At 47.1% G+C, this 23,612-nt stretch carries 20 protein-coding genes and 1 riboswitch; of the genes, 9 read left to right on the top strand and 11 right to left on the bottom strand.

What is annotated here, in order from left to right; all coding sequences use genetic code 11:
• Positions 1-115: 115 nt before the first annotated feature.
• A riboswitch (glycine riboswitch) is annotated at positions 116-205 on the bottom strand.
• Positions 206-344: 139 nt separating this feature from the next.
• The 3 genes from FN782_RS01880 (at position 345) to FN782_RS01870 (ending at position 4,140) form a co-directional block, all read left to right on the top strand.
• Positions 345-2,066: a DEAD/DEAH box helicase gene (locus tag FN782_RS01880; RefSeq protein WP_142504064.1), complete on the top strand. Its 1,722-nt coding sequence runs from the start codon at positions 345-347 to the stop codon at positions 2,064-2,066.
• Positions 2,047-2,889 (top strand): YqhG family protein, encoded by an 843-nt coding sequence (locus FN782_RS01875; protein ID WP_185955976.1) that lies wholly within the window; start codon positions 2,047-2,049, stop codon positions 2,887-2,889. Before FN782_RS01880 ends, FN782_RS01875 begins: the two co-directional genes overlap by 20 nt.
• 228 nt (positions 2,890-3,117) lie before the next feature.
• On the top strand, positions 3,118-4,140 hold the full coding sequence (locus tag FN782_RS01870; protein WP_185955975.1) for a helix-turn-helix domain-containing protein: 1,023 nt from the start codon (positions 3,118-3,120) through the stop codon (positions 4,138-4,140).
• Between the two features lie 73 nt (positions 4,141-4,213).
• Here FN782_RS01870 and gbsB read toward each other — a convergent pair whose 3' ends face one another.
• Together gbsB and betB are read right to left on the bottom strand one after the other, a co-directional pair.
• Positions 4,214-5,419, bottom strand: a complete 1,206-nt coding sequence (gene gbsB, locus FN782_RS01865) for a choline dehydrogenase (protein ID WP_142504061.1) — start codon at positions 5,417-5,419, stop codon at positions 4,214-4,216.
• 26 nt (positions 5,420-5,445) lie between these two features.
• Positions 5,446-6,909 (bottom strand): betaine-aldehyde dehydrogenase, encoded by a 1,464-nt coding sequence (gene betB, locus FN782_RS01860; RefSeq protein WP_142504303.1) that lies wholly within the window; start codon positions 6,907-6,909, stop codon positions 5,446-5,448.
• Between the two features lie 296 nt (positions 6,910-7,205).
• On the opposite strand from betB, the gene cudC reads away from it, so the two are divergent.
• The 3 genes from cudC (at position 7,206) to FN782_RS01845 (ending at position 9,854) form a co-directional block, all read left to right on the top strand.
• Positions 7,206-7,751: a choline uptake/conversion transcriptional regulator CudC gene (gene cudC / locus FN782_RS01855; RefSeq protein WP_142504060.1), complete on the top strand. Its 546-nt coding sequence runs from the start codon at positions 7,206-7,208 to the stop codon at positions 7,749-7,751.
• Between the two features lie 28 nt (positions 7,752-7,779).
• Positions 7,780-9,414: a high affinity choline transporter 1 gene (locus FN782_RS01850; protein ID WP_142504059.1), complete on the top strand. Its 1,635-nt coding sequence runs from the start codon at positions 7,780-7,782 to the stop codon at positions 9,412-9,414.
• Between the two features lie 137 nt (positions 9,415-9,551).
• Entirely contained in the window at positions 9,552-9,854 is a 303-nt protein-coding gene (locus FN782_RS01845) for a hypothetical protein (protein ID WP_142504058.1), read from the top strand.
• Between the two features lie 132 nt (positions 9,855-9,986).
• On the opposite strand, the gene FN782_RS01840 is transcribed toward FN782_RS01845, so the two are convergent.
• The 7 genes from FN782_RS01840 to FN782_RS01810 form a co-directional block, all read right to left on the bottom strand.
• Entirely contained in the window at positions 9,987-10,766 is a 780-nt protein-coding gene (locus FN782_RS01840) for a carbon-nitrogen family hydrolase (RefSeq protein WP_142504057.1), read from the bottom strand.
• A gap of 50 nt (positions 10,767-10,816) precedes the next feature.
• The gene (locus FN782_RS01835; RefSeq protein ID WP_142504056.1) at positions 10,817-11,218 is read right to left on the bottom strand and encodes a hypothetical protein; all 402 of its coding nucleotides are present in this window, start codon (positions 11,216-11,218) and stop codon (positions 10,817-10,819) included.
• A gap of 60 nt (positions 11,219-11,278) precedes the next feature.
• Complete coding sequence (locus tag FN782_RS01830; protein WP_142504055.1) at positions 11,279-12,595, bottom strand: anti-phage deoxyguanosine triphosphatase; 1,317 nt, start codon at positions 12,593-12,595, stop codon at positions 11,279-11,281.
• 171 nt (positions 12,596-12,766) lie between these two features.
• A complete protein-coding gene (locus FN782_RS01825; protein ID WP_142504054.1) occupies positions 12,767-15,832 on the bottom strand; it encodes an alpha-N-acetylglucosaminidase in 3,066 nt (1,021 codons plus the stop codon).
• Positions 15,833-15,865: 33 nt separating this feature from the next.
• Positions 15,866-16,501 carry a pyridoxamine 5'-phosphate oxidase family protein gene (locus FN782_RS01820; protein WP_142504053.1) on the bottom strand — a complete coding sequence of 212 codons (636 nt, stop codon included), beginning with the start codon at positions 16,499-16,501 and terminating at the stop codon, positions 15,866-15,868.
• 46 nt (positions 16,502-16,547) lie between these two features.
• Positions 16,548-18,143 (bottom strand): family 10 glycosylhydrolase, encoded by a 1,596-nt coding sequence (locus FN782_RS01815; protein WP_142504052.1) that lies wholly within the window; start codon positions 18,141-18,143, stop codon positions 16,548-16,550.
• 29 nt (positions 18,144-18,172) lie between these two features.
• On the bottom strand, positions 18,173-19,138 hold the full coding sequence (locus FN782_RS01810) for a hypothetical protein (RefSeq protein ID WP_142504051.1): 966 nt from the start codon (positions 19,136-19,138) through the stop codon (positions 18,173-18,175).
• A 210-nt stretch (positions 19,139-19,348) separates the two neighbouring features.
• Here FN782_RS01810 and crcB point away from each other — a divergent pair, with 210 nt between their 5' ends.
• The 3 genes from crcB (at position 19,349) to FN782_RS01795 (ending at position 21,632) form a co-directional block, all read left to right on the top strand.
• The gene (gene crcB / locus FN782_RS01805) at positions 19,349-19,723 is read left to right on the top strand and encodes a fluoride efflux transporter CrcB (RefSeq protein ID WP_142504050.1); all 375 of its coding nucleotides are present in this window, start codon (positions 19,349-19,351) and stop codon (positions 19,721-19,723) included.
• The gene (locus FN782_RS01800; protein WP_142504302.1) at positions 19,723-20,076 is read left to right on the top strand and encodes a CrcB family protein; all 354 of its coding nucleotides are present in this window, start codon (positions 19,723-19,725) and stop codon (positions 20,074-20,076) included. Before crcB ends, FN782_RS01800 begins: the two co-directional genes overlap by 1 nt.
• A gap of 200 nt (positions 20,077-20,276) precedes the next feature.
• Positions 20,277-21,632, top strand: a complete 1,356-nt coding sequence (locus tag FN782_RS01795; protein WP_142504049.1) for a hypothetical protein — start codon at positions 20,277-20,279, stop codon at positions 21,630-21,632.
• Positions 21,633-21,706: 74 nt separating this feature from the next.
• Here the strand turns inward: FN782_RS01795 and FN782_RS01790 are convergent, their stop codons facing one another.
• Complete coding sequence (locus FN782_RS01790; RefSeq protein ID WP_142504048.1) at positions 21,707-22,348, bottom strand: flavin reductase family protein; 642 nt, start codon at positions 22,346-22,348, stop codon at positions 21,707-21,709.
• 31 nt (positions 22,349-22,379) lie between these two features.
• Positions 22,380-23,534 carry a homogentisate 1,2-dioxygenase gene (locus tag FN782_RS01785; RefSeq protein ID WP_142504047.1) on the bottom strand — a complete coding sequence of 385 codons (1,155 nt, stop codon included), beginning with the start codon at positions 23,532-23,534 and terminating at the stop codon, positions 22,380-22,382.
• Positions 23,535-23,612 lie beyond the last annotated feature (78 nt).

The raw sequence follows: 23,612 nt of genomic DNA, 5'->3' as shown, positions 1-23,612 counted from the left end.
ATGAAATAAAATCCCCGTCCCGTTCTCCCTGTCCGGTAACCTGAGAGTTCAACCCAGCATGCTTGGGCGTGCCCCTTGGGTGGCTGTAATGGTACAGCGCTTTCCAGGGAACGTCTGGCGGACCTCCTTTTGCCTGAGAGATTCACCGGATAATTCCGATTTGCTCCTTCGGCGCCACTTCAGTGGACTCTCCTCCCGCCTTCAACCGTTCCGGTATCAGGGTAATCACCTTTATTGTGCCACAATTCTTGTTCTATTACGATAGCTTCTTTGCATTTACATAATAAAGTAAATTCTCCACCATACTAATCGGGAACGTACACCGTTGTCGGAGGTGTGACTGGATGGAGACGGTTCCCATTCGAATGGATCGACGTTGGTTAAACGATTTTCAAAAACACATGGAAAGCGATCGTGGTTGGACAAGCTGGGAACGCTTTGAACTGGCTCTGGAAGCCGCTAAGACCCAAATGATACCTGACTTTGACACCCTTCAGAGTCTAGAACACCTTCAAGACTTTCACCCTTTGCCCCATCAGGTGGAGACTGCACGGCGGGTTTTGACAGAAATGCGGGGCCGTGCCATCTTGGCGGATGAAGTAGGTTTGGGAAAAACCATCGAAGCCGGACTGATTCTAAAAGAATACTTGATCCGTGGACTGGTCAAAAATGCTTTGATTCTTGTACCCTCTTCCCTTGTCCTGCAATGGACACGGGAATTGAATCAAAAATTTCAAATCCCGGCCGTTGCCCAGAAGAAAGAATGGATGTGGGACAAATACAATATCCTTGTCGCTTCCATTGATACAGCCAAACGGGACCCACATCGCTCTCATGTATTAAAGCACCACTACGACATACTGATTGTGGATGAAGCGCACAAACTGAAAAACCGTCGAACAAAAAACTATCAGTTTGTCAATCAGATTCAAAAGAAGTACGCTCTTCTATTAACGGCCACCCCTGTCCAAAATGAACTGGCTGAGCTGTATAACCTGGTCACATTGTTAAAACCGGGACACCTCGGTCAACAGCAAGCGTTTAGCACACACTTTGTGGCTGGAAAAAGAAAAGCCAAAAATGAGGACCAACTCCGGAAAGAAGTACATCGTGTGATGATCCGGAACAAACGGAGTGATGGCCATATTCACTTCACCCGCCGCAAGGTGGAAACCGTACCGATTATTCTCTCTCCCGCAGAACGGCGCCTGTATGAAGGAGTGACCCAATTTATCAAAGAACAGTATCAAAAAGGCGGGCACATGAAAAGTCTGTTGTCCCTGATCACCTTGCAGCGGGAAGTCTGCAGCAGCCGAGATGCCGCATTTCTCACCCTGTTTAAACTCCTGAAAAAAGAAGTGGATGGACAAGAAACCCTTCCACCAAACGTTTATCATCTGGTCAACCTGCTCCGTGAAACGGACCGACAATCCAAAGTGGAAAAAGCAATTGAATTGGTCCGTTCCATCAAAGGAAAAACCATTATATTCACCGAATATCGTGCCACTCAGGACTTGATTCTTCGCAATCTGCAAGCGAACGGAATCCTTGCCGTTCCCTACCGAGGTGGATTCGCCCGCAACAAAAAAGATTGGATGATGCAATTATTTCGCAACCGGGCACAAGTGATGGTTGCCACTGAAGCCGGTGGAGAAGGAATCAACCTCCAGTTTTGCCACCATATCATCAACTACGACCTTCCCTGGAATCCCATGCGTGTAGAACAACGAATCGGACGCGTTCATCGACTGGGACAGAAAGAAGATGTCACCATATACAATTTCGCCACGCAACAGACCATAGAAGAACATATTCTCTGGCTGCTCCATGAAAAAATCAACCTGTTTCAGACAGTGATCGGCGATTTGGAAACCATTCTCTCTGAAATGGGTTCGGAGGGCGATATGGAAAAAAGCCTGCTGAAAATCATGCTGGAATCGGAGAGTGACCATGAAATTCGCCATCGCCTTAACCGTATTGGAGAGAGTTTTGATGAAGCAAGGCGTGAAGCCAAAGTGAAACAAGATCAAATGGATGTGTTCATCGATGGAGCCCAACCAAGTTAAAGCATTTGCCGAACGGTACCTGAATGCGTACAACTGTCAGATCATCAAACAGACTCCCCATCAATTAACGGCAAAGTTATCCATTGAAGCTGATCAGGACTTAGTTCACCGGCCGTTTTATTGGATGTATGTCGAAAAGATGGGCTTACCACCACAAACCATAACAGTCAATTGGGCGTTTGAGCCTGAAATAAAACAAGAGAATGGCGAGGCAGAGCTATTGAGTTACGGCTCTCCCCGGTTTTATCAGATGTTGCAATCAGCGCAAAAACACGGTCGATACGTTCGCCTGTATGAAGATTCCACCATTCCCGCCAGAGCGCGATCATCCTCCAAACCGTATGATCCATGGCTGGGAATCAATTACCGTGTCTCATTTATTTGCGATATGAAAAAAGATGAAATCCTTTGCCTGGGAATTCATCTTCGTAGTGGTGAGTTGGTGGAAAATTTTTACCCTCAAATTCGAAATCGAAAGTGGACATCCCGGCTTCCTGCCCATCGCCATATTCTTCCTCCCCTGATGACTGTACCTGAAGCAGTGGGGGAATTGGAATATAACCTGCAAGGATATATCGAACAACAGGATCTTTCCTGGGTCAAAAATGCGAAAGAACAGCTCAACCAAGAACTGCAACAACTGGATGCTTATTACCCGGAGGAATGGCGTATGAGTGATGAACTCCATACAGAGAAGAAACAACGGGTTCAAGAAACCATCCGTCAATACCATCCAAAGGTCGAGGTGGAAGTTGTCAACGCCGGGCTTTTCTATCTCGACAGCCCACCGATCCAGTTACAATATCCATCTTCCACACTATGAAAGGGAATGCATTTTCAGGCATTCCCTTTTCGCTGTAAACAATACAGTAAAGGTTTTGTTGATATTTTGTAAACTCTGTCTATATTTACATTGAAACGCCTGTTCTCGGCAACATCTCCATGCTATCTTTATAGGCAACGGACATGTCCGACCGAAAAAAGAACGTTCCGATCTGCGGGAACCTTTTACATAACATGCAGTCGGGAATTGTCATCGGAGGTGGTCGGATTGTGGAAACAGATCGGTCAACAGTTGAAAGAAGCGCGGATGAATACGGGGTTAACGCTGGATCAATTACAGGATCTCACTCGAATTTCCCGTGCGGATCTCTCAGCTTTGGAAAACGGACAATTTGAAAAATTGCCCAGTCCGTTTTATGTTCGTTCCTATCTTCGTTCTTATGCCAGCCAAGTAGGTTTGGAACCAACAAAGCTCTTAAAACAATACCGAGCAACAGAACAAACCCCAACGGACAACCTCCCCTCTTCCAAAAATGAAACCAACCGGATGGATACAGGAAAACAAGCAACTCATCCAAAAAGCAAATTCAGCCAGCAGAGCGGAAGCATCCCACATACAACCGGCTCTGTGACGGCAACACCCAACAACCAACCCCAATATGCATCCGATCAGGAATCTTTCCCATCATCAAAATCATTACCAAATTATGACTGGAAAGATTTCCTGGAACAAGAGGAATCTTCACTGCCGGAATCCCATCCACAGCCTGAGTTTTCCTCCAGCCCTTCAGTGGATTCCTATCGAAAAACCCGCAAGCTGCGAAAGAAGTTGCCCATCTGGGCGATTCTCACGGGAATCCTATTGCTGATCCCACTAGGACTCTGGACAGGTGGCATCCTGGGAAACGGTAATCATTCATCCGCCAATCATCATACCGCACAGACAAAAAAGGGGTCCGTTCAAGCAACCCATGCTTCCACTCCCGGTGGAATGGCTTTAATCAATCGAGACAACAAAAAAAGCGTCTACGAACTGACAAACAATCAGGATTTAGAGCTGGAAGTGACATCAACAGGGAAGTGTTGGATTCAAATCAAAGAAAATGAGGATGGAGGGTACTTAAAAGATCTCACTCTGAATGAGGAAGATCCTCCCTTTCGGTTTACGCATCCAAAAAGCGTCACCACGGACTTATGGATTTTTCTTGGGGAACCGGATCATGCCCAGATCACCATCAACGGACAATCGCTCAGCCCATCGGAAGTGATCCATATTAAAAAAATCCAATGACAGCAGGAGCCGAGAACTGTATATCATTAAAAATGATGCCAGCTCAATAGAGCCGGCATCATTTTTATCCATATTATATTGTGGATTTTTCCAATCCCAAGCAACGCCGGTAAATCCACTTGTAATCCTCCACACTCTTGATGATGCGTGGATTTCCGAACGTTTGCGGATCATCATAGGCTGCCTGGGCATAGCGATCAATTTGTTCCGGGTCCACACCCTGTTCCTTCAAGGTCGGAATATTCAACTCGTTCACCATTCTTTCCACCTCGATTACAGCTGCTTTGGCTGCTTCTTCGGTGGACATTCCCTGGGTATCCACACCCATCGCTTGAGCGATTCGGGCAAATTTGTCCGGACAGCCCATCCAGTTGTATTCCATGACGGCTGGCAACATGGCAGAAACGCATTGACCGTGCATCACCGGAACCATGCCACCCAGCGTTTGAGCCATCGCATGAGCAGCACCAGCAGAGTCACTTCCATAGGAGAGACCGGCCAGCATCGCTGCCTGAGCCATTCCATACCGGGCTTCCAGGTCATTTCCATTCGCATAGGCACGGCGAATATATTTGGCTACATATTCAATCGCCAACAATGCCACTGCATCTGTGATTGGTTGCGATTGATGCATGGTGTAGCACTCGATGGCATGAGACAGTGCATCCACTCCGGTGGCCGCAGTAATATGCGGAGGCATGGTTTGTTGCAATTCCGGATCAATAATGGCCAAATGAGCAGGAATCAAGGGGCCTCCAACATTAAACTTGATTTCGCGTACCGGATCTTTGATCACTGCCCATTGGGTTACTTCCGAACCGGTACCGGCTGTGGTTGGAATGGTTGTCAAAGGCGGGATTCTTTTCTCCAGAGGTTTTCCGTTCTCTGAAGCTTCGTAGTTGATCAATGGTTCAGGATGGACAGCTTCCACACCAATCGCTTTGGCTGTATCCATGGAGCTTCCTCCGCCAACAGCGATCAATCCATCACAGTTTTGTTCTTTAAAGATCCGACTCCCTTTGGCTACCAGCTCCGTATCCGGTTCACCCTGAATGTCACTAAATATAAAGGTATCGATACCTGCCTCTTTCAACGCCTTAGCAATCGGATCAACAATTCCCGCCTGATAGATCCCTTTATCTGTCACAATCATTGCCTTGCTGACGCCCAGCTCCCGAATTTCATCCGTTGCCCGTTTGGAGGCGCCGATTCCGGTTACCACTTTGGTGGGCATAACAAACTGTTTCAGATCCATCATCTGCTCAAACCGCATCATCATTCATCCACTCCTTTATAACGTTTCAATTAATCCTGACCAAACCAGTGCATGGGTTGGGGGTTCAAATTTTGGAAGATATGTTTCTGTTCCGTATACTCTTCCAGTCCTGCTTTCCCCAACTCTCTGCCGATTCCGGACTGCTTATAGCCACCCCAGGGTGCTTGGGGGAAATAGGGATGGAAGTCATTGATCCAAACGGTTCCCATACGCAATTTCCGACTGACCCGCTGGGCACGGTTTACATCCTGAGTCCAGATCCCTCCGGCCAGGCCATAAATGGAGTCATTGGCTAAACGAACCGCTTCCTCTTCCGTCTTAAATGTTTCGATCGTCAAAATGGGACCAAACGTTTCCTCTTGTACAATCCGCATACTGGAATCACAACCGTCGAAGATCGTCGGTTCCACGAAGAATCCGTTCTTCAGTTCAGCAGCATCCGGACGTTTGCCACCGATCAGCAGTTTCGCTCCTTCCTGCTTTCCAATGGCAATATAGCTTTCCACTTTATCACGATGCTCTTTTGAAATCAGTGGACCCATCTGAGTCGATTCATCCATGCCATTACCCAGTTGAATCTTTTTCACCCGATTGAGCAATTCTTCTACCAATCGATCATGAAGACTTTCTTCCACAATCAAACGGGCACCGGCAGAGCAAACCTGACCCGCGTGGAAAAAGACTCCATTCAGTGCATAGTCCACTGCGGTTTCGAAATCACTGTCCGCAAAGATTACATTTGGATTTTTTCCACCCAATTCCAAAGCAATCTTTTTTACATTTTCGGAAGCCGCCTGCATAATTTTCTTCCCGGTTTCAATCCCTCCGGTAAAGGAAATCAAGTCCACTTGGTCAGATTCCGACAGTTCAGCTCCCACTGTAGGTCCTGCACCGGTCACGACATTGACCACTCCTTCAGGAAAGCCGACTTCTTCCATGATTTCAGCGATTTTCAGGGAGGTTAACGGAGTAATTTCGCTGGGTTTCAACACCATCGTGCAACCGGCAGCAATTGCAGGAGCCAACTTCCAGGCCGCTTGAAGAAGCGGATAATTCCAAGGGGTAATCATACCGCAGACGCCGACCGGTTCCCGAACCACCTGACTGATCGCATCTGCCATCGGGGGTTCTAGCGTTTCTCCTCCGTCTTTATCTGCCAGACCTGCAAAATAGCGGAATACATTGGCGATATCCTCCATATCGGCTCGGCTTTCCACCAATGTTTTACCGGTATCAAGCGTTTCCAAACGAGCAAGCTCTTCATTGTTTGCATCAATTCGTTCTGCGATCTGAAATAGCTTCTTTCCCCGTTCCGCTGCGGGAAGATGAGGCCATTCTCCATGGTCAAAAGCTCTTCGAGCGGCCGAAATGGCGCGCTTGGCATCTTCACGTCCGCCTTCGGGAACGACGGCAATCACTTCTTGGTTGTATGGGTTGATAATTTCTCTTGTCTGGCCGGACTGGGCCTTTACCCATTCACCGTTGATAAACATCCGATGCGCTTCCAAAGATTGCTCACTCCCATCCGTTAATTTTGTACAGTTTTTTCTGTACGAACAGTTTCTTCTGTAACGATAACATGACCATTAATATCCTGCAACCCCGCTTTTATTCTTTCTTTTCCTCTCCCAAAACAATGCTGTTCGATTTGACATTTCATTTTACTGTGCTAACATATGCAATGTCTGTACAGTAAAATCTGTACAAACCGAATTTTTCGTCTCAGGATCATATTCCGAGGTATGTTAGCAAATATAAAAACAGGAGATACTAGGTTAGGAGTGTGATTATGATGGGGTCTTCTGAGAAGATTGAACAAGCCCGCCAGGACTATATTGAATCCTTGGCTGAAACCATGGAGATGTACGGTTTAAGTCCTTCCATGGGTCGTCTGTTTGGAATTATGTTTTTCCATGACGAACCTATGACTCTCGATGAAATGAGGGGTTTGACCGGAATGAGCAAAACCAGTATGAGTACTGGTGTCCGGGCTCTTTCCCGACTCAAACTCGTGCATAAAAAATGGCAAAAGGGTGTGCGAAAGGATCTGTATGAGGCAGAACATGATCAATTTCGTTCTTTTGTCGATTTCTTTTCCCAACTGTGGGAAAAAGAGATTGAACTCAATCAAAAAACATTGAAAAAAGCAGAGAAAAACCTGACCAACCTGTTAAACGACCCGGAATTGACTCCAGACGAAAAAGAGCAAGTGGAAAGTGACCTGAGCAAATTGGAACAGGCCCAGCTTTATTACACTTGGCTGGAAAAATTGGCCCATTCCTTTGAATCAGGGGAAATTTTCAAACACGTTCCCATACCCAACCAGAAAGAATGATTTCATTTAAAGGAGATGATGCAGACTCATGGATGATGCGACAAATAATAAACGTTTTTGGACCCCCGGCAGGCTGGGACTGGTCGGTCTGTTTCTCACCATCGTTCTGATTGCCATTTACAGTGCATACACAGAGCGCGATATACAGTGGGGCGGTGTCTTTTTCCTGTTGGCTTTCTATGCGCTTGTCTATTACGTAGGCGCTGTCACCGCAGGAAAGAAAAGCACCAACCTGAGAGACACCATGCTGGCCGGTCGCAGCATGCCGATCTGGATCTCGATGTTCACCATGGCAGCCACCTGGGTTGGCGGTGGTTACATCAACGGGACAGCGGAGTCCACCTACGCTTCCGGTCTCGTTTGGGTTCAGGCTCCCTGGGGGTATGCATTGAGCCTGATTATCGGCGGAATCTTTTACGCCCGAAAAATGCGTCGCTATCAGTTCACCACCATGTTGGATCCTCTGGAATCACGCTTTGGGAAAAAATTGACAGGTATTCTGTTTATCCCAGCATTGGCGGGGGAAATTTTCTGGAGTGGAGCCATCTTAACCGCTTTGGGAACCACTTTTGGAACAATTCTAGGGTTGGATTTCACAACCTCTATTCTCCTGTCTGCCGCTATTGCCATCGCCTATACCATCGTAGGAGGACTCTGGTCTGTTGCATACACCGATGTGCTCCAATTCGGAATTATTGTCATCGGTTTGTATCTGTTGGTCCCCTTGATTTTAAGCGATGCAGGAGGTCTGAATTCCGTATGGTCTGAATACACCACCGGAATGGAAAAGATGGGGAATCATTATTCTCAACTGATCCCACCTTTGGATGGCTGGAAAGACCCGGATTGGGGACCGTATTTCTGGAATTGGTGGGATTATGCGCTGCTTCTGATTTTTGGTGGAATTCCCTGGCAGGTTTACTTCCAGCGTGTCTTATCCGCAAGCAGTGAGCGTTCCGCCATGTGGTTATCCATTATGGCTGGTGGTTGGGCCATCATCGCTGCCATACCTGCAGTTTTAATCGGTGCGATCGGTTTTACTGCCGATTGGTCTGCACTTGGAGTTCAAGAAACAGAAAATTCTGCCATTATTCTTCCCTATGTTCTTCGGTATATGACACCAGAGTGGTTGTCTGCATTGGGACTCGGTGCTTTGGCGGCAGCAGTTATGTCCTCGGTGGACTCTTCCGTTCTGTCCGCCTCTTCGATGGCATCCTGGAATGTCTACCGACCATTGATTCGACCCAAGGCAACCAATAGACAACTGCAAAAAACCATTAAACGATCCATTGTTATCGTGGGTGTCGCTGCAACACTGATCGCCCTCAATGTACAAAGTGTCTATGAATTATGGTTTTTAAGCAGTGATTTTGTCTACTGTATTCTGTTTCCCCAACTTACCATGGCCCTTTTCTTTAAGGGTGCAAACAAATATGGGTCCATTGCCGGATTAATTGTTGCTTTTATTCTCCGCTTTGGGGGTGGGGAACCGGTTCTGGGAATCCCGCAACTGATCCCTTATCCCATGGTAGAAGATGGAGTGGTACTCTTCCCCTTCCGTACTCTGGCCATGGTATCCAGTTTGATCACCATTTACGTGGTGTCCAAGCTGACTGCCCGCGTATGTCCTCCATTGCCATTAAAAAATATGAAGAAGATTTAAATCGTATGGAAGACCCCAACTGTCCTTTAAGCAAAGGGCAGTCTTTTTTTGTATTTGATGCAACAACCACCTATTGTGCCCTCCCCGATATTTATCTTACTATTAGATTTGAATCCTACAGAGAGGAGACAAGACCCATGCGAAGGTTGGACATTCAAATCGATATCGCCAGGGAATTGGAAGGAATGGACAAAGAGAAATTTAATCAAGAAATTCGTGAGTTGCTGGAAAAATATTTTGAATTGAACTCCATTCACATTCGGAAGGAAGTACATACGGTTGAAGTGGAGCGGCTTCATTTGAAGACCAATCAACAACAACAGCCAGAGGAATGGCAGGATGTGGTTGACATTGAACGCGAACCGCTGGTTACCGAATTTGACTCCTCCAAAGAGTCCACATCTACCACCTTGAACAACAAACCTTCCTCCTACTATTGAACGATCCATCAGGGGGAGCAGAATGGACTGATCACCTGATCCACCCTGATGCGGATTCTCATTCATTGTTTCTTATATTTGAAAAGCAGTCAGACCTTTATCCAGGTTCCGACTGCTTTTTTAGGGTAAGATCTAAAAATAACAATCCGGAATTCGGTCTTTAAACACGGGAATTTTTCGCCGCACCCGGTCCACTTCTTCCAGATCAATGTCTACCGTGAGACTGGCTTCTTCTTCTTTCATCTCCGCCAATATGCTTCCCCAGGGGTCCACAACCATCGAGTGGCCGCAAAAGGTATGATTCCCACCTTTTCCAACACGGTTTACAGCAACAATAAACATCTGATTTTCAATCGCCCGTGCCTGAAGCAAGGCCCGCCAATGATTCAGGCGCGGGTGTGGCCACTCGGCAGGAACAAATACGATATGAGCTCCATCCAAAGCCAATGAACGGGCCAGTTCAGGAAAGCGCAAATCATAACAGATCATTGATCCGGCAGCAAACTCTCCAATGGAAAACAGTGGACTTCGCCTTTCTCCAGGTTGAAGATATTTCTCTTCGTCCATCAGACGAAAACGGTGAACTTTACTGTAACGAACGACTTCGTTTCCGTCGGGTGAATAGACATAAGTGGTATTGTAAAACCCATTCGCTCTTTTTTCTGCAATGGAGCCACCCACGAAAACGATTCCCCATTCTTTTGCCTTTTCCGCCATCCAGCCGGGCAGATCTCCCCGGTCTGCGATTTCGTCCAACCGTTGGAGATCATAGCCGGTATTCCACATTTCGGGAAGAACAACCACATCCGGTCTATGCTGCTCTACCACCCGACCCAGATGATCTTCCACCTGTTTTCGGTTCTTTTCAGGTTGTCCATAAGCAATATCCATTTGAATCAAAGAAAATTTCATACCTCTCCCCCTTATTTGTCTTCAAAAAAAAATATAACGAGATGACAGATCTAAACTCTCTCAGCCATCGTCGCTCGATCCAATATATTCAACACCATAGAAGACAGCTTGGATGGCACCAGATTTCCTTCTTTTTTCTGTACCTGAATCACCCGAATTACCCTAACCATTCGTCCCACCATGCATTTCCCCACTAATTCAGGGTCCTCCTGAACGGCCACAGTCACACGCAAGCCTTCCTTTCTCAAGGGCTGCAGCAGCGATTCTTTCCCCACCAATTCATAGCGCAATCCTTTATCATTCTCCAACACCCAGCATCCTCCCTGGATATTCAACCATTGCATGGTTCCTTTCAATACGGTGACCTGTTCTTGGGTTTGTATCTCCATTGATGGCCAAAAAACGGCCGCTCCGATGACGATTCCCAGCAATCCTTTCATCATTCTGCTCAAAGAAAATCCCTCCTGTGCATCTGGGTCTGATCCCAGTTTGCACGGAGAGAACACCAAGTATTACAAGAAGGTCCGTCCTGATCCATACAGTCGTTCCACCAAGGAAAGGGCATAAGGGTCCGTCATCCCTGAGATGTAATCACAAACAATACGGGCCCGTAGGTCGGGATTTTCCTCCAATACTTGTCGATCGTTTTCAGGAAGTAATTTTTCCTCAGCCATCATGGCTTCAAACAGCAACCGAACCGTTCGATCCCCTTTAAAAGCCAGAGCCTGTACTCCTGGAGAGTGAATCACCCGAAGTTCCACCACTTTTTTCAACTTCATAATCAACTCATTCAGCTCTTTTGGAATCACCACACGAAAACGGAACCGGGGTGAAAACCATTCTTCTCCTTCTTCTCTGACCTCTGTATAATTTACAAAAGCCGATATAAGAAAAGCAAAGACTTCCTTTAACAGATATTTGAAATCTTCTCTTCGAGTATGGATTCTTTGCGCCAAGCGATATGCTTCATTCAACTCCTCAAACGGAGCATTTTTCACAGATTTCTCCAGCATTTCGCAGAGCTCTTCCATCTCCACGAAACGAAAATTGATCGCATCCTCTAAATCATGGGTGGCATAGGCAATATCATCCGCCAAATTAATCAAGGAGCACTCCAGAGACATCCGGGTTGTACAGACGAACGGGGATTTATTGCAGGTTAGATCTTTATCTGTAAAAAAATCGATCTCTTCTTGGGAATAGGGATGCAACACCCATTCAAAGACATCGGAGTCCACATCATAGATACTCACCTTTGGCGGGTATTCTTTGACGAGAGGCTGTTCTTTTGTCTGCAACACTTCCTGCATCTGAACGGGATATTTCATGATGGCAAGCAACAAAGCTCTGGTCAGTTTTAAACCTTCTCCTTTTTTTCCTTCCAGGCGGCTGAGAATGCGAAATGTCTGTGCATTCCCTTCAAACCCTCCAAAATCAAACATACATTGATGAAGAGCCCGTTCTCCCTCATGAGCAAAAGGAGGATGTCCCAGGTCATGAGCCAATGCGGCGGCTTCCACCAAAGAAATGTCAATCTTCGCTGTATCCTGTAAAAATGGAGAGCGCTGATTGAGGGAAAGAGCAATACCGCGAGCAATCTGAGCCACTTCCATCGAATGCGTCAATCGGGTCCGATGAAAGTCCCCCAAATCGGTTCCAATCACCTGTTTTTTGGATTGGAGCCGACGAAAAGCCGCACTGTGTATAATTCGCCCATGATCCCGTTCAAAAGGATCGCGCAGATCCTGCGCAGAACGACCCCCTCCACCAACCCGACGTTCGATATCCGCATGATCATAAAACGAATTGTTTTTTTGGGTCCACAACATGGATTGACACTCCCTGACTCATTCTGAGAACCTCTGTCTGTCCTCTATCATCCTCTTTCCACACAGATCCGTCAACCATTCTGTAAACGAATTCCGTTTTACGCGCTCTCCTCTTCTAGGTTCCCACCCGCTCTGTTAAAGGGCGGGTGGGATAGAGCCGTTATCTTTCGTTCACATGCCTGTCACACTGAAACCGTCAAACTCTACCAAACTGTCGGCACCAGCATTGTGTGCATTCACAGCGCTGACAAACAATCCTATATCCTGTTTTGCGGGAACAGCAGGAAGGGATACGCTGCCGATCTCCACCCAAGATACTCCATCCACACTGTAGAAGCCTGTATAGTTTGTTCCGTTTTTTGTAAGTTTCAGCCATGATGGATATGTGGTTGTCCCAATTTGTCTGGACCGGTCAAGATATCCGTTATGATTACTGTCCCATTGCAAAATAAATCCATTTTCCGGCGTGACAGCAACAATAACATAACCTCCGGACTTTCCGGAAGATGTAAGATCACTTCGGATCATCAGACCTGCTTTTGCCCAAGGTCCTGTCTTTCCCTGGTGGATGACTCTGGTTACAGCCACTGTATCCCCTGTGGCCCCACCCCTTAAGAAAATAGAGCCATACTGATCGCTTTTTTTCCACATATCTCTTCCGCCAGCCAAAATGGCAAACTGATTTCCATTTTGCGAAAAGTCGGCTTCCGTCGATTGAAAGGTCTCATATGGATGCTGAATGTTCCATCCTGCATATATCAACCGGGTTACTTCCTTCATTTGACCTTTTCGATCCCCCTGATCATATATAGCCGTTGCCTGAACCGGTATCTCCACGACCGCCCGATCTTTGATGATTCCTTTTGAAGCAGAAGCCTCCCATTTAACTGTTACACTGCCACTGGGCGGTACTGAAGGATATGTGGTCTTACCCAGCGGCTTGATTTCAACCCCTTGGGGAACACCAATGTTCAAACGGACATCTTCTGCCGGATGGAACGGGTTTTGATTCAAAAACAATGTATTCATCTCCAGCGCTTGATCCAGCTTCCAAATGGCTTGGTCCAGGCTGAGTTTAACCTTTCCCTGTCCCGGCATTTTCGCCAATTCCTGGGCAATATGGCAGGATACCTCGTAGGTGTCTCCTTTGGGTTGAACGGGATACTCTTTGTGATCGGTCGCCCATTGGTAACCCATCTCATACCAGTCGATTCCCCTGGGTGGTTTCCCCTCTTGCAACGCTTCAATCAATGTGTCAAAGTAAAGTTTCCATCGCTTCTTATAGTAATCCCCCATCAGACCGGCCCATTCCCGGTTGGCGTATTCATGCAATGTCTGGGATGCTGTTTCCCCAGCCCATATGGTAATGATCGAACGGGCATCATACTCCAGCGCTCTTCGTTCCGCCTCATCCCCACCCCATTTCTTGGCGTCTTGTAACCAGGGTCCGAGAAGCCAATCCTGATGGGTGGCGAGCACATCTTCAGAAAGGTCCATAAAATAGAGATAGCGATCAGCCAACACATTAAATTGTTTCAGATCCTTTTTTTCATAAGCTTGGCGAATCTCTTCCAAAAGCAACCGACCGCGATTGGCCAGCACTTCCCTGGTCACATCCACAAGGTCGTACCGATACGTTTCCCTTTGGCGAATATTTGGATGTACCTGCAACAGTTCCACATATGCCTGATCAAATTCGTAAGGATCATAACGGAATTGTGTCGGCCCCCAGGAGTGGGAACGCCTGGCATTTAGATCAGGCTGTGCTGTAAACAGTGACTCGGTATGTCCATTCCCGGAAGTATGCCCATCCATCCGCTTGCTGTATGCTGTTTTCAACAGAATTTCCCATGCGTTGATTGCGTGTTTATCATATTGACCATATCTGCGGGATATATACTGCGAGATCCAGGTTTGCAGATCCACTTGTTCGCTTCGCCAAGCCATTTCACCAAATAAGTCCATTACGACCGGATTGTGGTGTGTTCCCTCCATTGTCTGAGAAAGACCGGATAATAAACCGCGTTCACTTTCGGGAAGATGGAATACTTCGGGAAGTGTAACAGCGATTTCATATAAGTTCCCATATATTCCAGGTTGACCACCGTAGTTCTGAATGATCCCCCAGGCCCAAGGGCTCCCCCAGAACCCCTTTCCTCTCTTCCAACGGGGCTTTTCATCCGATTCCAAATCCAATACGAGGACCTGTTTCTTGTTGATCCCTTCGATCACTTCTTTACGGGGATTATCCCGCCAGGCCTGAATCACCCAGACGGATGCCGGATTTGCTTGCAACATTGCCTGCTGGATCGAATGCGCCGCTTCGCTTAGGTTCACCCCTCCTGCATCTCCGCCTTCATGCAGAATATCCGTCGCAAAATAGGTCGTTTCCCCGAATTGTTCGGCCTGATTCCGATAAAATCCAGCAGCCACTTCAGAAAACAACGGATCAGTGGGATTCAGCCAATCGGGACGCGGATACCCAAACCAATCCCCCTGTGGAATAATATGCGCATCCGGGTGTTTCTCCGTAAAGCATGGCGGCACAATACCATTAAATCCCGGAAATACCGGCGTAATCCCCAGTTCACGCATCCGTTCAGCAATCCTATTTCCCAAAGCGACCCGTTTTTTCATCAAGTTCCGACTGATCGGCTTTCCAAACCCCGAAATATTCCCCATCCACTGCCACGGCTGATGAGCTGGAGGTACAATCCAGTCCAGAATCTTTTCTTCCGGGCAACCCCATTGGCAAAAGGTTTGATACCAAACCATCTCATGGCCAATCGGAAGCAGCGCCAGGTTAATTCCGGAGGCTGCCAGATAATCGATCTCTCTTTCCCATTTCTCCCAAGACCAATAGGGAGACGTATATCCAAAAACCGTATAATTGTACATATACCGGTTTAACAGTTCGGTTTCCTTACGGATCTTATTCTTTGGGGCAGGCAGGCATTCCGGGAGGGCCAGTTGATCACCATTCCATGAAAGATGAGCACCCGCCACATATTTCAGATACCAGTGAAATGCGGAAAGAATTGCCACATTGTTCGTCCCGGCCAAAACAATATCCCCGTTCTTTCCTGTAATTTCAAATGCATCAATGGTGTGATCGACAACCAACCGCTGCAATTGAAATTGTTCCGCTTTTGATGGACCCAACAGCCGTTCAATAGCCTTTTGAACCGGTTCGGGATGATACAGCACTCCTGCTGATGCTGTCCGATTGCTGACCATTTTCAAAATCCCCCTCCCTTTTTTCACCGGAAATTAATACAGACGATGCGTATAGGATTCCTTTAACCGTTTTTCTACGGATTCAGCCGTTACGTCAGGAAGCTGAATATGGTCAGCCAACATCTTGCTCACATGGGGCAATGCTGACGGTTCCAACCATGTTTCCGGCTCCCAAAGACGGGATCGTTTCAATGACTTGGCACAATGGATAAAGGATTCTTTCACTTCCAGACCAATGCCCACCTTTGGACTTCGACCGTTAACCGCCATCGGTTGAAGGAGTTTCTGGTCCTTGATCACACAGGCCCGTCCGTTCACTCGAAGTGTCTCACCCAAACCAGGAATCAAAAACAGCAAACCCACTTGAGGAATGGAAAGAATATTCCGGAGCGAATCCATTCGACGGTTGCCGGGACGCTCCGGGATCACCAAATGATTGTCATCCAACACTTGGACAAAACCTGGAGCATCACCGCGCGGAGAAACATCACACGCTCCCAAAGCATCGGTTGTTGCCAATAGTACAAAGGGGGAAAGTGCAATAAAATCTCGACAATGCTGGTCCAAATGATCAATGGCCTTTCGCGCCACCATTCGATTGGGAGTCCCCATTCGTTCGCATAACTCTTCTTCAGTGGTAATCACATCTTGGAACGGTCGGTTGCACATTTCTTTTCCACTCCTTCATCAATTCCATTTTCCAAGGGCCAATCGTCTACAGCGATTTCAGCCTGATCTCCGATACCTTGCCCGCCCAAATCCAAACCAGATCGATGCGGCAAAATTTCCCCCTTTTTTCCAATTTCACTGTATACAGACCCGGAGAGAGCCCTGCTTTTCCAAAAAAACCACTCCCATCTGTTTTCACGTTAAATCGACAATTCCCTCTTCGCAGTTTTACCCAAACCCCATCCATCGGCTGTCCATCCCCATCCACAACAAAACCCATAAGAAACCCTTTGCGAGGCCTGTCTTTCCATGGCATTTCGGGTGGAAGAGCAGGTTCGGAAAAAACAGGATAGTTGGTGGATTCTTTTAACATGCGAAGGAAAACTTCACGATCCATTCCGTCTTTATTGGTGACAGCATAACTGAACAGACTGACCCCAGCCAAACGATTTCCCTGAGAAGACAACTGTTGTGCACGGTAAATCTGCGCCAGGCTTCCTTCAACAGCGTTGAGAAAAATCCCCGGACCGGCAGCAATCTGTCGGTTGTACTGATGATTTTTCTCCCACCTGATCCAACGATCATACCAATCTCTTTGTTCCGGAACATGCTCCCGGTTATAGTTCATGGGAATCGCCAGATCTATCATCCCCTCCTGCAACCAATGGTCCCAATCTTGCATCACTTGGGTCACAGGAGCGGAATATTGGTATTCTTCCCTATTTTCCGGACCTTTTCCCCAAGCGATCACTGCGGCTGAAACTTTGATATCTGACCGAAGAGCGACGGATTTCAGATAAACGTTCCGAATCAAAAAATACACCTGTTCCCTCCGCCACTTCATCCACTGTTCATCCTGCGGATCAGGCTTGTTTACTTCCCCGGTTTCCTTTTGGAAGCGCGTTAAACTGACGGGATTGTATCCCCACTCCTGTCCCATATACCGAACCAGATCCAAATGAATTCCATCCACATCATACTGTTTCACCACATTGATATATTGATCCACCGTATAGTTCAACACATCCGGATGTCCAGGGTCCAGCACAAAGTTATCACCGACACGATGATTTCCATCCACATCATCCATCAACCAGTAATCCCTTCCTTCAGCATGTGGACCATGACAATTAAAAACATGATCCGGAGATTTTGGTGGTGTATCCAGATTCCAAATCGGCAACGTCGCCAACCACGCATGAACCTCTATTCGGGGTGATTCATGACGAGCCTTTTTCAACAGATCATCCAACACATCAAAACCCGGTTCAAGATCGGGATCTTCTGTTCGCGGTTCCAAAGCTTTATTGAAATAAGCATCCCCCCGACGGCGAACTTGGACAATCACGGCATTGGCTCCGGATTTTTTCACATTCTCTATTAATCGACCCACCTGTTCCGGTGTTTTAAAACCATCATGAAAAGCATCTACCCAGAAAGCACGAAATTCGTTTCGGTATTTGTCTGAGCCTGGAATCCTTTGTTCCCCGCTTCTCTTTTGACCCCCAATGAATCGCTGTCCATCCACCATATCACTCCATTCCGGCAACAAAGCCTTTAATTCTGACGCAATCATTTTAACAGCCCATGTCCGCAAAATTTGCAGAAATCTGTATCCATTGCAAAATAAAAAGCCGCCCATATTTCAGGCAGCTCCTCATGATGATGATGTTAAGCAGAGCCCACTGCTTCCAGTTTCCGAACCAATTGTTCCGCCTCCATGATCAACGATGCATTTTCTTTTTTACCCTTCCGGTTCCGTTCTTGGGGAGGCTCCCCAGCGATGGCAGCGGTAGGCATGATAATCCGCCGTTTGTTCATCCAAACTTGTGGGGCATAAAAACTGTATCTGCGTCCTGCCATCTCTTCCCCATAAACCACTCTTCCCGTGCTTGGACGAACAAGATTCAGACTGATTCCAAGCGTATCCTGCTGCGCACGCTCCAGAACCATATCCAATCCCTTTCCCGGATGCTCTTCCATCCCAATCCGATCAAAGATCGCTTTTCGGAAGGGTGTTACCGTTCGCTGTTGAAACAGATTCAGCACTTCTTGGCACTCCTGAAAACGGCGTTGCGGATCGGGTAGATAGGGCATAGCTGAAGGCCAATCAAACCCTTCCCAGGTATCCTTTAAGGTCTCCAAACTGACTGCTCCGGCGATCAACCCTTTCCAGCGCTTTGTAACAAATTGTTGCTGTTCATCTGTCATTGTCGCAATCACTGGAATACCGCCGTGATTAAGCACGGACTCAATGGCATCCATTCCAACAGCATCTACTTTCTCCCGCCTTGTACTCCCGTAATAAACTAATACGCTTTCCCCCCGACATAGATTTGCCTTCTTTAATACCTCATGAAAAGGGAGGAAGCCGCGCTTTCCCATAAACGTATAATGAACACCATCTAAAGAACCGTTAAAAATCAGAGTTCCTCCAGGAGCAAGCAACTGAAAGAAACGAGGGAATATCTTTTCACCATCTCTGCAAATCATTTCAGCGGGCTGACGTCCTCCGTTTTGACGACAATATTCACGAACCCACATCCGACCCATCGCCTCCCATCTCCTCCATTGCGATGGATCTCCGGGAACCTTGGTAAACACACCGCGATAGCGAAAATCCCTCCGGCTGTCCATTCATCTTCACCTCTCGGTTTGTAGTATAACAGTAACGATTTATATCCTTTTGTTATATAATACACACTTCCATCCGATATGACAAGGTTTTTTCGCTATTTTCAAAAATATAATTCCGGTTTGGCTGTTCAGGTTGCGTAAAAATCACGAATTGCCTAAACTAAAAAAGGCTCTCATCCAAGAGGGGCCCTTTTTAAAGGAGAGACATTTATGAGGTACTTTTCTGTTGGCATTGGAGGGATCATCGGGTCCCTTTTTCGTTATGGGCTAGGCGTGGCTCTTTTTTCTGAAGAGGCTATTTTTCCCACCGCCACTTTATGCGCAAACTGGATCGGCTGTATGGTTCTGGGGTGGTTGAACACCCATACACCCCGTTCATCCTTGATCCAGGATGGAATCGGGACCGGTTTGATCGGTTCTTTCACCACATTCTCCACCTTTAGTGTGGAAACGCTTGCCCTATTTCAACATGGGCACTGGATATCCGCTTGGACCTACATATTGACCAGCCTTGTCGGAGGACTCTTGCTCGTCCATGTTGGCTCACGCCTTGCTCGTCTGCAAAAGGAGGAAACAGAGTGCTGATGGATATGCTTTGTGTGGCAGCGGGAGGTTTCTTGGGAGCGATCACCCGCTTTCTCCTGGGTCAGTGGCTAAATCGAACAACAACGTTTCTTCCTTGGGGAACACTTACAGTCAATCTTTTGGGGTCTTTTCTTTTGGGCTGGATGTTTGGCATGGGGTGGAACGGTCGCTTTCTCTTGTTCGCCGGAACCGGTTTTATGGGTGCATTTACCACATTTTCCACACTTCACTGGGAAGGACGCCTCTATTGGAAAAACCGGCAATGGCTTCAGATGATCCTATATTTGGGAATCACCTATACGGTCGGAATTCTCTTCGCTCTTCTGGGATACAAGTGGGGGTTGATCGGTTGAAGGGCACACGGGTTGTCAAAACAAAAAAGGTTGGTTTAAGATGTTTTTATGATCCAAACAAGGAAAGATCCCATCGGAACTCCTCCCCTGACTTCAGACTCTCATCTGATCTGTTGCAGGAGGAGGCATTTTTCTTGGATTTAGCGACGTCATAAGAAACACTCCCCGTTTATCTTCCGTGATCAAAGGAGCCTGGTTACATGCACACCATTGATTTGATGCGTCGGTGGTTTTATACATTATTTGTACTCCTTTACACTGGCAACTTATTTATTCAATCCGACACCATAGCATTTGTAACCGGATGGGTCGCGATTGTCGCTCTGATCGTTTCCTATCCAGGATCATCCCGGACATTTCAAATCGTCAGTGTGGTATTTTTAACATTGGGACTGGGAATCAATATCTCCTCTGGAGCCTCATGGTCTTCCATTCCAGGCTATTTTTCTTCCGCAGGGTTGATGCTTTCCCTTTTGTACATGTTACCCTGGATTAACAACTTGATTATTGTCGGGCAATATGAACAGCACCTCGGACGTCTGTTGAAAAACGGAACAGAACATCTGGCAAAGCTGTACCAACGAACCTCATTCGTCAGCTATATCCTCTGTATCTTTCTTTTTTTTGCTTCAATTCCGTTGGTTTATCGAATTCTGAGAAAGCAATTGAAACAATTGCCGAAATCACTTCGAAACCGATTTGCCAGCGAATCCATCTTGCGGGCGTTTTCCGTAGCCACTGTCTGGAGTCCAGTCGAAGTATTTATTGTGATGGTATCCAGTTTGACCGGAGTCACCTATCCTGAATGTCTGCCTTGGCTCCTTCTTTTTTCCATCGTGATGGTGGCCGTTGATTGGCTTTTCGCGATCCGATATCGAAGGCATTCACTAAAATCCTCTGTAGAATTGCCTGCTTCGGAACCGGTACGTTGGAGCAAGCTGTTTCAGTTGATGATCGCTCTGTTCCTTTTGATCCTATTGTCCACTTCCCTTTCCAACAGGCTCAGCATTGACTTTTTTACCGCTATCACCCTGCTGATCCTGCCTTTCTGTCTGATTTGGGCAGGCTTCATACAAAGAGCAAGACGCTATTGGAGATACAGCTTTCTTGCATGGAAAAAGCAAGTCCCGGAATTAAAGAATCTCGCTTTGCTTTTTCTTTCCCTCAGCTTTTTTAACCGGACAATCGAACATACAGCGGCATTGGATCTGTTACAAGAACCACTTCTCTCACTGGGGAAAGCACCGCTCTTCCTTTTTCTGTGCATTCAACTCTCTTCCGTGTTGCTGGCTTTGGTCGGAATCCATCCTTTGGTTGCTCTCGGAGTGCAGGGCGTCTTGATTCAACCCCTCTTGGATACAATCAACCCCCTCAGTTTGGCGATCATGCTCTTAACCGCCAACATAGCCAGTGATGCATCCGGTACCTACAATACAACAGTCGCCATGATGAGCCAACTGACCGGAGAGAGCCCTTATCGGATCACCCGTTGGAATATCGGTTTCGCATTATTGTACAGCAGTGTGGGAACACTGTTGGCCTGGTTACTGCTGTGACAACAGCAAGTCAATTGCAACATCAAAAATGGTTCCCCGTCTTTACAGGACAGGGAACCATTTTTTACAGTTATTCATGATTTCCTTTGCTGTTTCCATTCCTCATAACTGGGGCGGGACATGGAAAATGTCTCACCCACTTTTCCGTAAGCCAATCCGGCCAAACGCCCTACCGGATTCAACTTATCTGTATGAATTCGACCCTTTTCATAAAGATCATCCTGAATGTGGAATAATACAACCTCTCCAATCATCAGATCAGCGTTGGGTTTTTCCTCGGTACCACCTACAGACAACACCGTATGAAAGCGACACTCCATCTGAATTTTGGACTGAGCAATCCTTGGAACGCTTATCTTTTGACTGGGAACCAGATCCAGACCGACTGCCTCCGGCTCGCTGATCTCCGCCGGGAAATCGGTGGCACACTGATTCACTTTCTCCACATTATCCGTATCCACCACATGAACCACAAATTCTTTCGTCTCCAGAATGTTGCGAGCTGTATCCTTGCGTGTTCCATCCGGTTTTCGATTCACCGTAACGGAAAGCATTGGAGGGTCCACACTGACCACATTATAAAAGCTAAAAGGTGCCGCATTCACCGTTCCCTGTTCGTTCATGGAAGAGACAAAAGCGATGGGTCTGGGAAGAACACTGCCAATCAACAGTTTGTAGTTTTCTTTCTTCATCTGTTTTTTTGGGTCAATCTGCATGCGGATGATCCCCTTTCAATCTCTGTTTAGATTACGGCAACCAACTGTAAGTATAATCCGGATCTTCCACCTCTTTCGCCGCCTTGGTTACATGCAACGGGCGGAACGTATCAATCATGACTGCCAATTCCTCTGTTCCCTGCTTTCCAATGCTGGCTTCCACTTTTCCCGGATGGGGGCCATGGGGAAGACCGCTGGGATGAAGGGTGATGGAGCCTTCCCGAACGCCTTTGCGGCTCATAAAGTTCCCTTTCACATAGTATAACACTTCATCACTGTTTACGTTGCTGTGCCAATAGGGAGCCGGAATCGCCTCAGGATGATAATCATAGAGACGGGGAACAAAGGAACAGACAACGAAATTGGGACCGGAAAAGGTTTGATGCACAGGCGGCGGCTGATGGATTCGCCCGGTAATCGGTTCAAAATCCTCCACATTAAAGATCCATGGATAGAGATACCCATCCCATCCTACAACATCAAACGGGTGGAAGTTATAGGTGTATGCGTCCAGTTGACCGTGAGCCTTTACCCGAATTTCAAATGCCCCATCCTCCAGGAATGTATCCAACGTTTCCGGCACCCGGATATCCCGCTCACAGTACGGACTGTGCTCCATCAATTGACCAAACTCATTCCTGTACCGCTTTGGTGGAGTAATCTCCCCTGAACTCTCAATGACCAGAAACTTCTGCGGACCCTCATCCATCTTCAGGCGATAGGTGGTCCCCACGGGAATAACGATATAGTCTCCCGGCCGATAGGACATGCTGCCAAAGACGGATTGGAACTCTCCTGTTCCTTCATGAACAAAGAGAACTTCATCCCCATCACTGTTGCGAAAAAAATATTCCATCGGCTCAGTCGGACAAACCAGAGCAATCGCCACATCTTCATTGACCAACAAATGCACGCGTCCATCAATGAGATCCCCCTGTTTCGGCAAATCGGCAGCCAAAAGGTGACGATACCGGTTGGCCTCCCTTTCTTCCAGCTCCGGTCGCCAATTCCGAATCGTTTTCACCTGACTCACTTGGGTCGGTGGATGATGATGATACAGAATGGACTGGATTCCAGAAAAGCCTTTGGTCCCCATCACCTCTTCCCGAAACAGAGAACCATCTTCTTTCCGAAATTGCGTATGCCGTTTATGTGGAATTTTCCCCAATCGATGATAAAAGGGCACGTTGAACATTCCTCCCTTTCCTGTATATCCCTCGCAAACGCTTCCATTTCCATTGTAACAAAACTCAAAATCATCTTA

Origin of the sequence: Melghirimyces algeriensis, assembly GCF_900182565.1 — a bacterium.
Taxonomy (GTDB): domain Bacteria; phylum Bacillota; class Bacilli; order Thermoactinomycetales; family DSM-45169; genus Melghirimyces; species Melghirimyces algeriensis.
This window is presented reverse-complemented; position numbering and strand designations above follow the sequence as displayed.

Coding starts and splice junctions, on each gene's coding strand:
- FN782_RS01875 (WP_185955976.1), top strand. CDS start 2,047: ATGGAGCCCAACCAAGTTAAAGCATTTGCCGAACGGTACCTGAATGCG.
- FN782_RS01790 (WP_142504048.1), bottom strand. CDS start 22,348: ATGCAGATTGACCCAAAAAAACAGATGAAGAAAGAAAACTACAAACTG.
- FN782_RS01850 (WP_142504059.1), top strand. CDS start 7,780: ATGGATGATGCGACAAATAATAAACGTTTTTGGACCCCCGGCAGGCTG.
- FN782_RS01880 (WP_142504064.1), top strand. CDS start 345: ATGGAGACGGTTCCCATTCGAATGGATCGACGTTGGTTAAACGATTTT.
- FN782_RS01795 (WP_142504049.1), top strand. CDS start 20,277: ATGCACACCATTGATTTGATGCGTCGGTGGTTTTATACATTATTTGTA.
- FN782_RS01840 (WP_142504057.1), bottom strand. CDS start 10,766: ATGAAATTTTCTTTGATTCAAATGGATATTGCTTATGGACAACCTGAA.
- gbsB (WP_142504061.1), bottom strand. CDS start 5,419: ATGATGATGCGGTTTGAGCAGATGATGGATCTGAAACAGTTTGTTATG.
- crcB (WP_142504050.1), top strand. CDS start 19,349: ATGAGGTACTTTTCTGTTGGCATTGGAGGGATCATCGGGTCCCTTTTT.
- FN782_RS01820 (WP_142504053.1), bottom strand. CDS start 16,501: ATGTGCAACCGACCGTTCCAAGATGTGATTACCACTGAAGAAGAGTTA.
- FN782_RS01810 (WP_142504051.1), bottom strand. CDS start 19,138: ATGGACAGCCGGAGGGATTTTCGCTATCGCGGTGTGTTTACCAAGGTT.
- FN782_RS01800 (WP_142504302.1), top strand. CDS start 19,723: ATGGATATGCTTTGTGTGGCAGCGGGAGGTTTCTTGGGAGCGATCACC.
- FN782_RS01845 (WP_142504058.1), top strand. CDS start 9,552: ATGCGAAGGTTGGACATTCAAATCGATATCGCCAGGGAATTGGAAGGA.
- FN782_RS01815 (WP_142504052.1), bottom strand. CDS start 18,143: ATGGGCGGCTTTTTATTTTGCAATGGATACAGATTTCTGCAAATTTTG.
- FN782_RS01825 (WP_142504054.1), bottom strand. CDS start 15,832: ATGGTCAGCAATCGGACAGCATCAGCAGGAGTGCTGTATCATCCCGAA.
- FN782_RS01830 (WP_142504055.1), bottom strand. CDS start 12,595: ATGTTGTGGACCCAAAAAAACAATTCGTTTTATGATCATGCGGATATC.
- betB (WP_142504303.1), bottom strand. CDS start 6,909: ATGTTTATCAACGGTGAATGGGTAAAGGCCCAGTCCGGCCAGACAAGA.
- cudC (WP_142504060.1), top strand. CDS start 7,206: ATGATGGGGTCTTCTGAGAAGATTGAACAAGCCCGCCAGGACTATATT.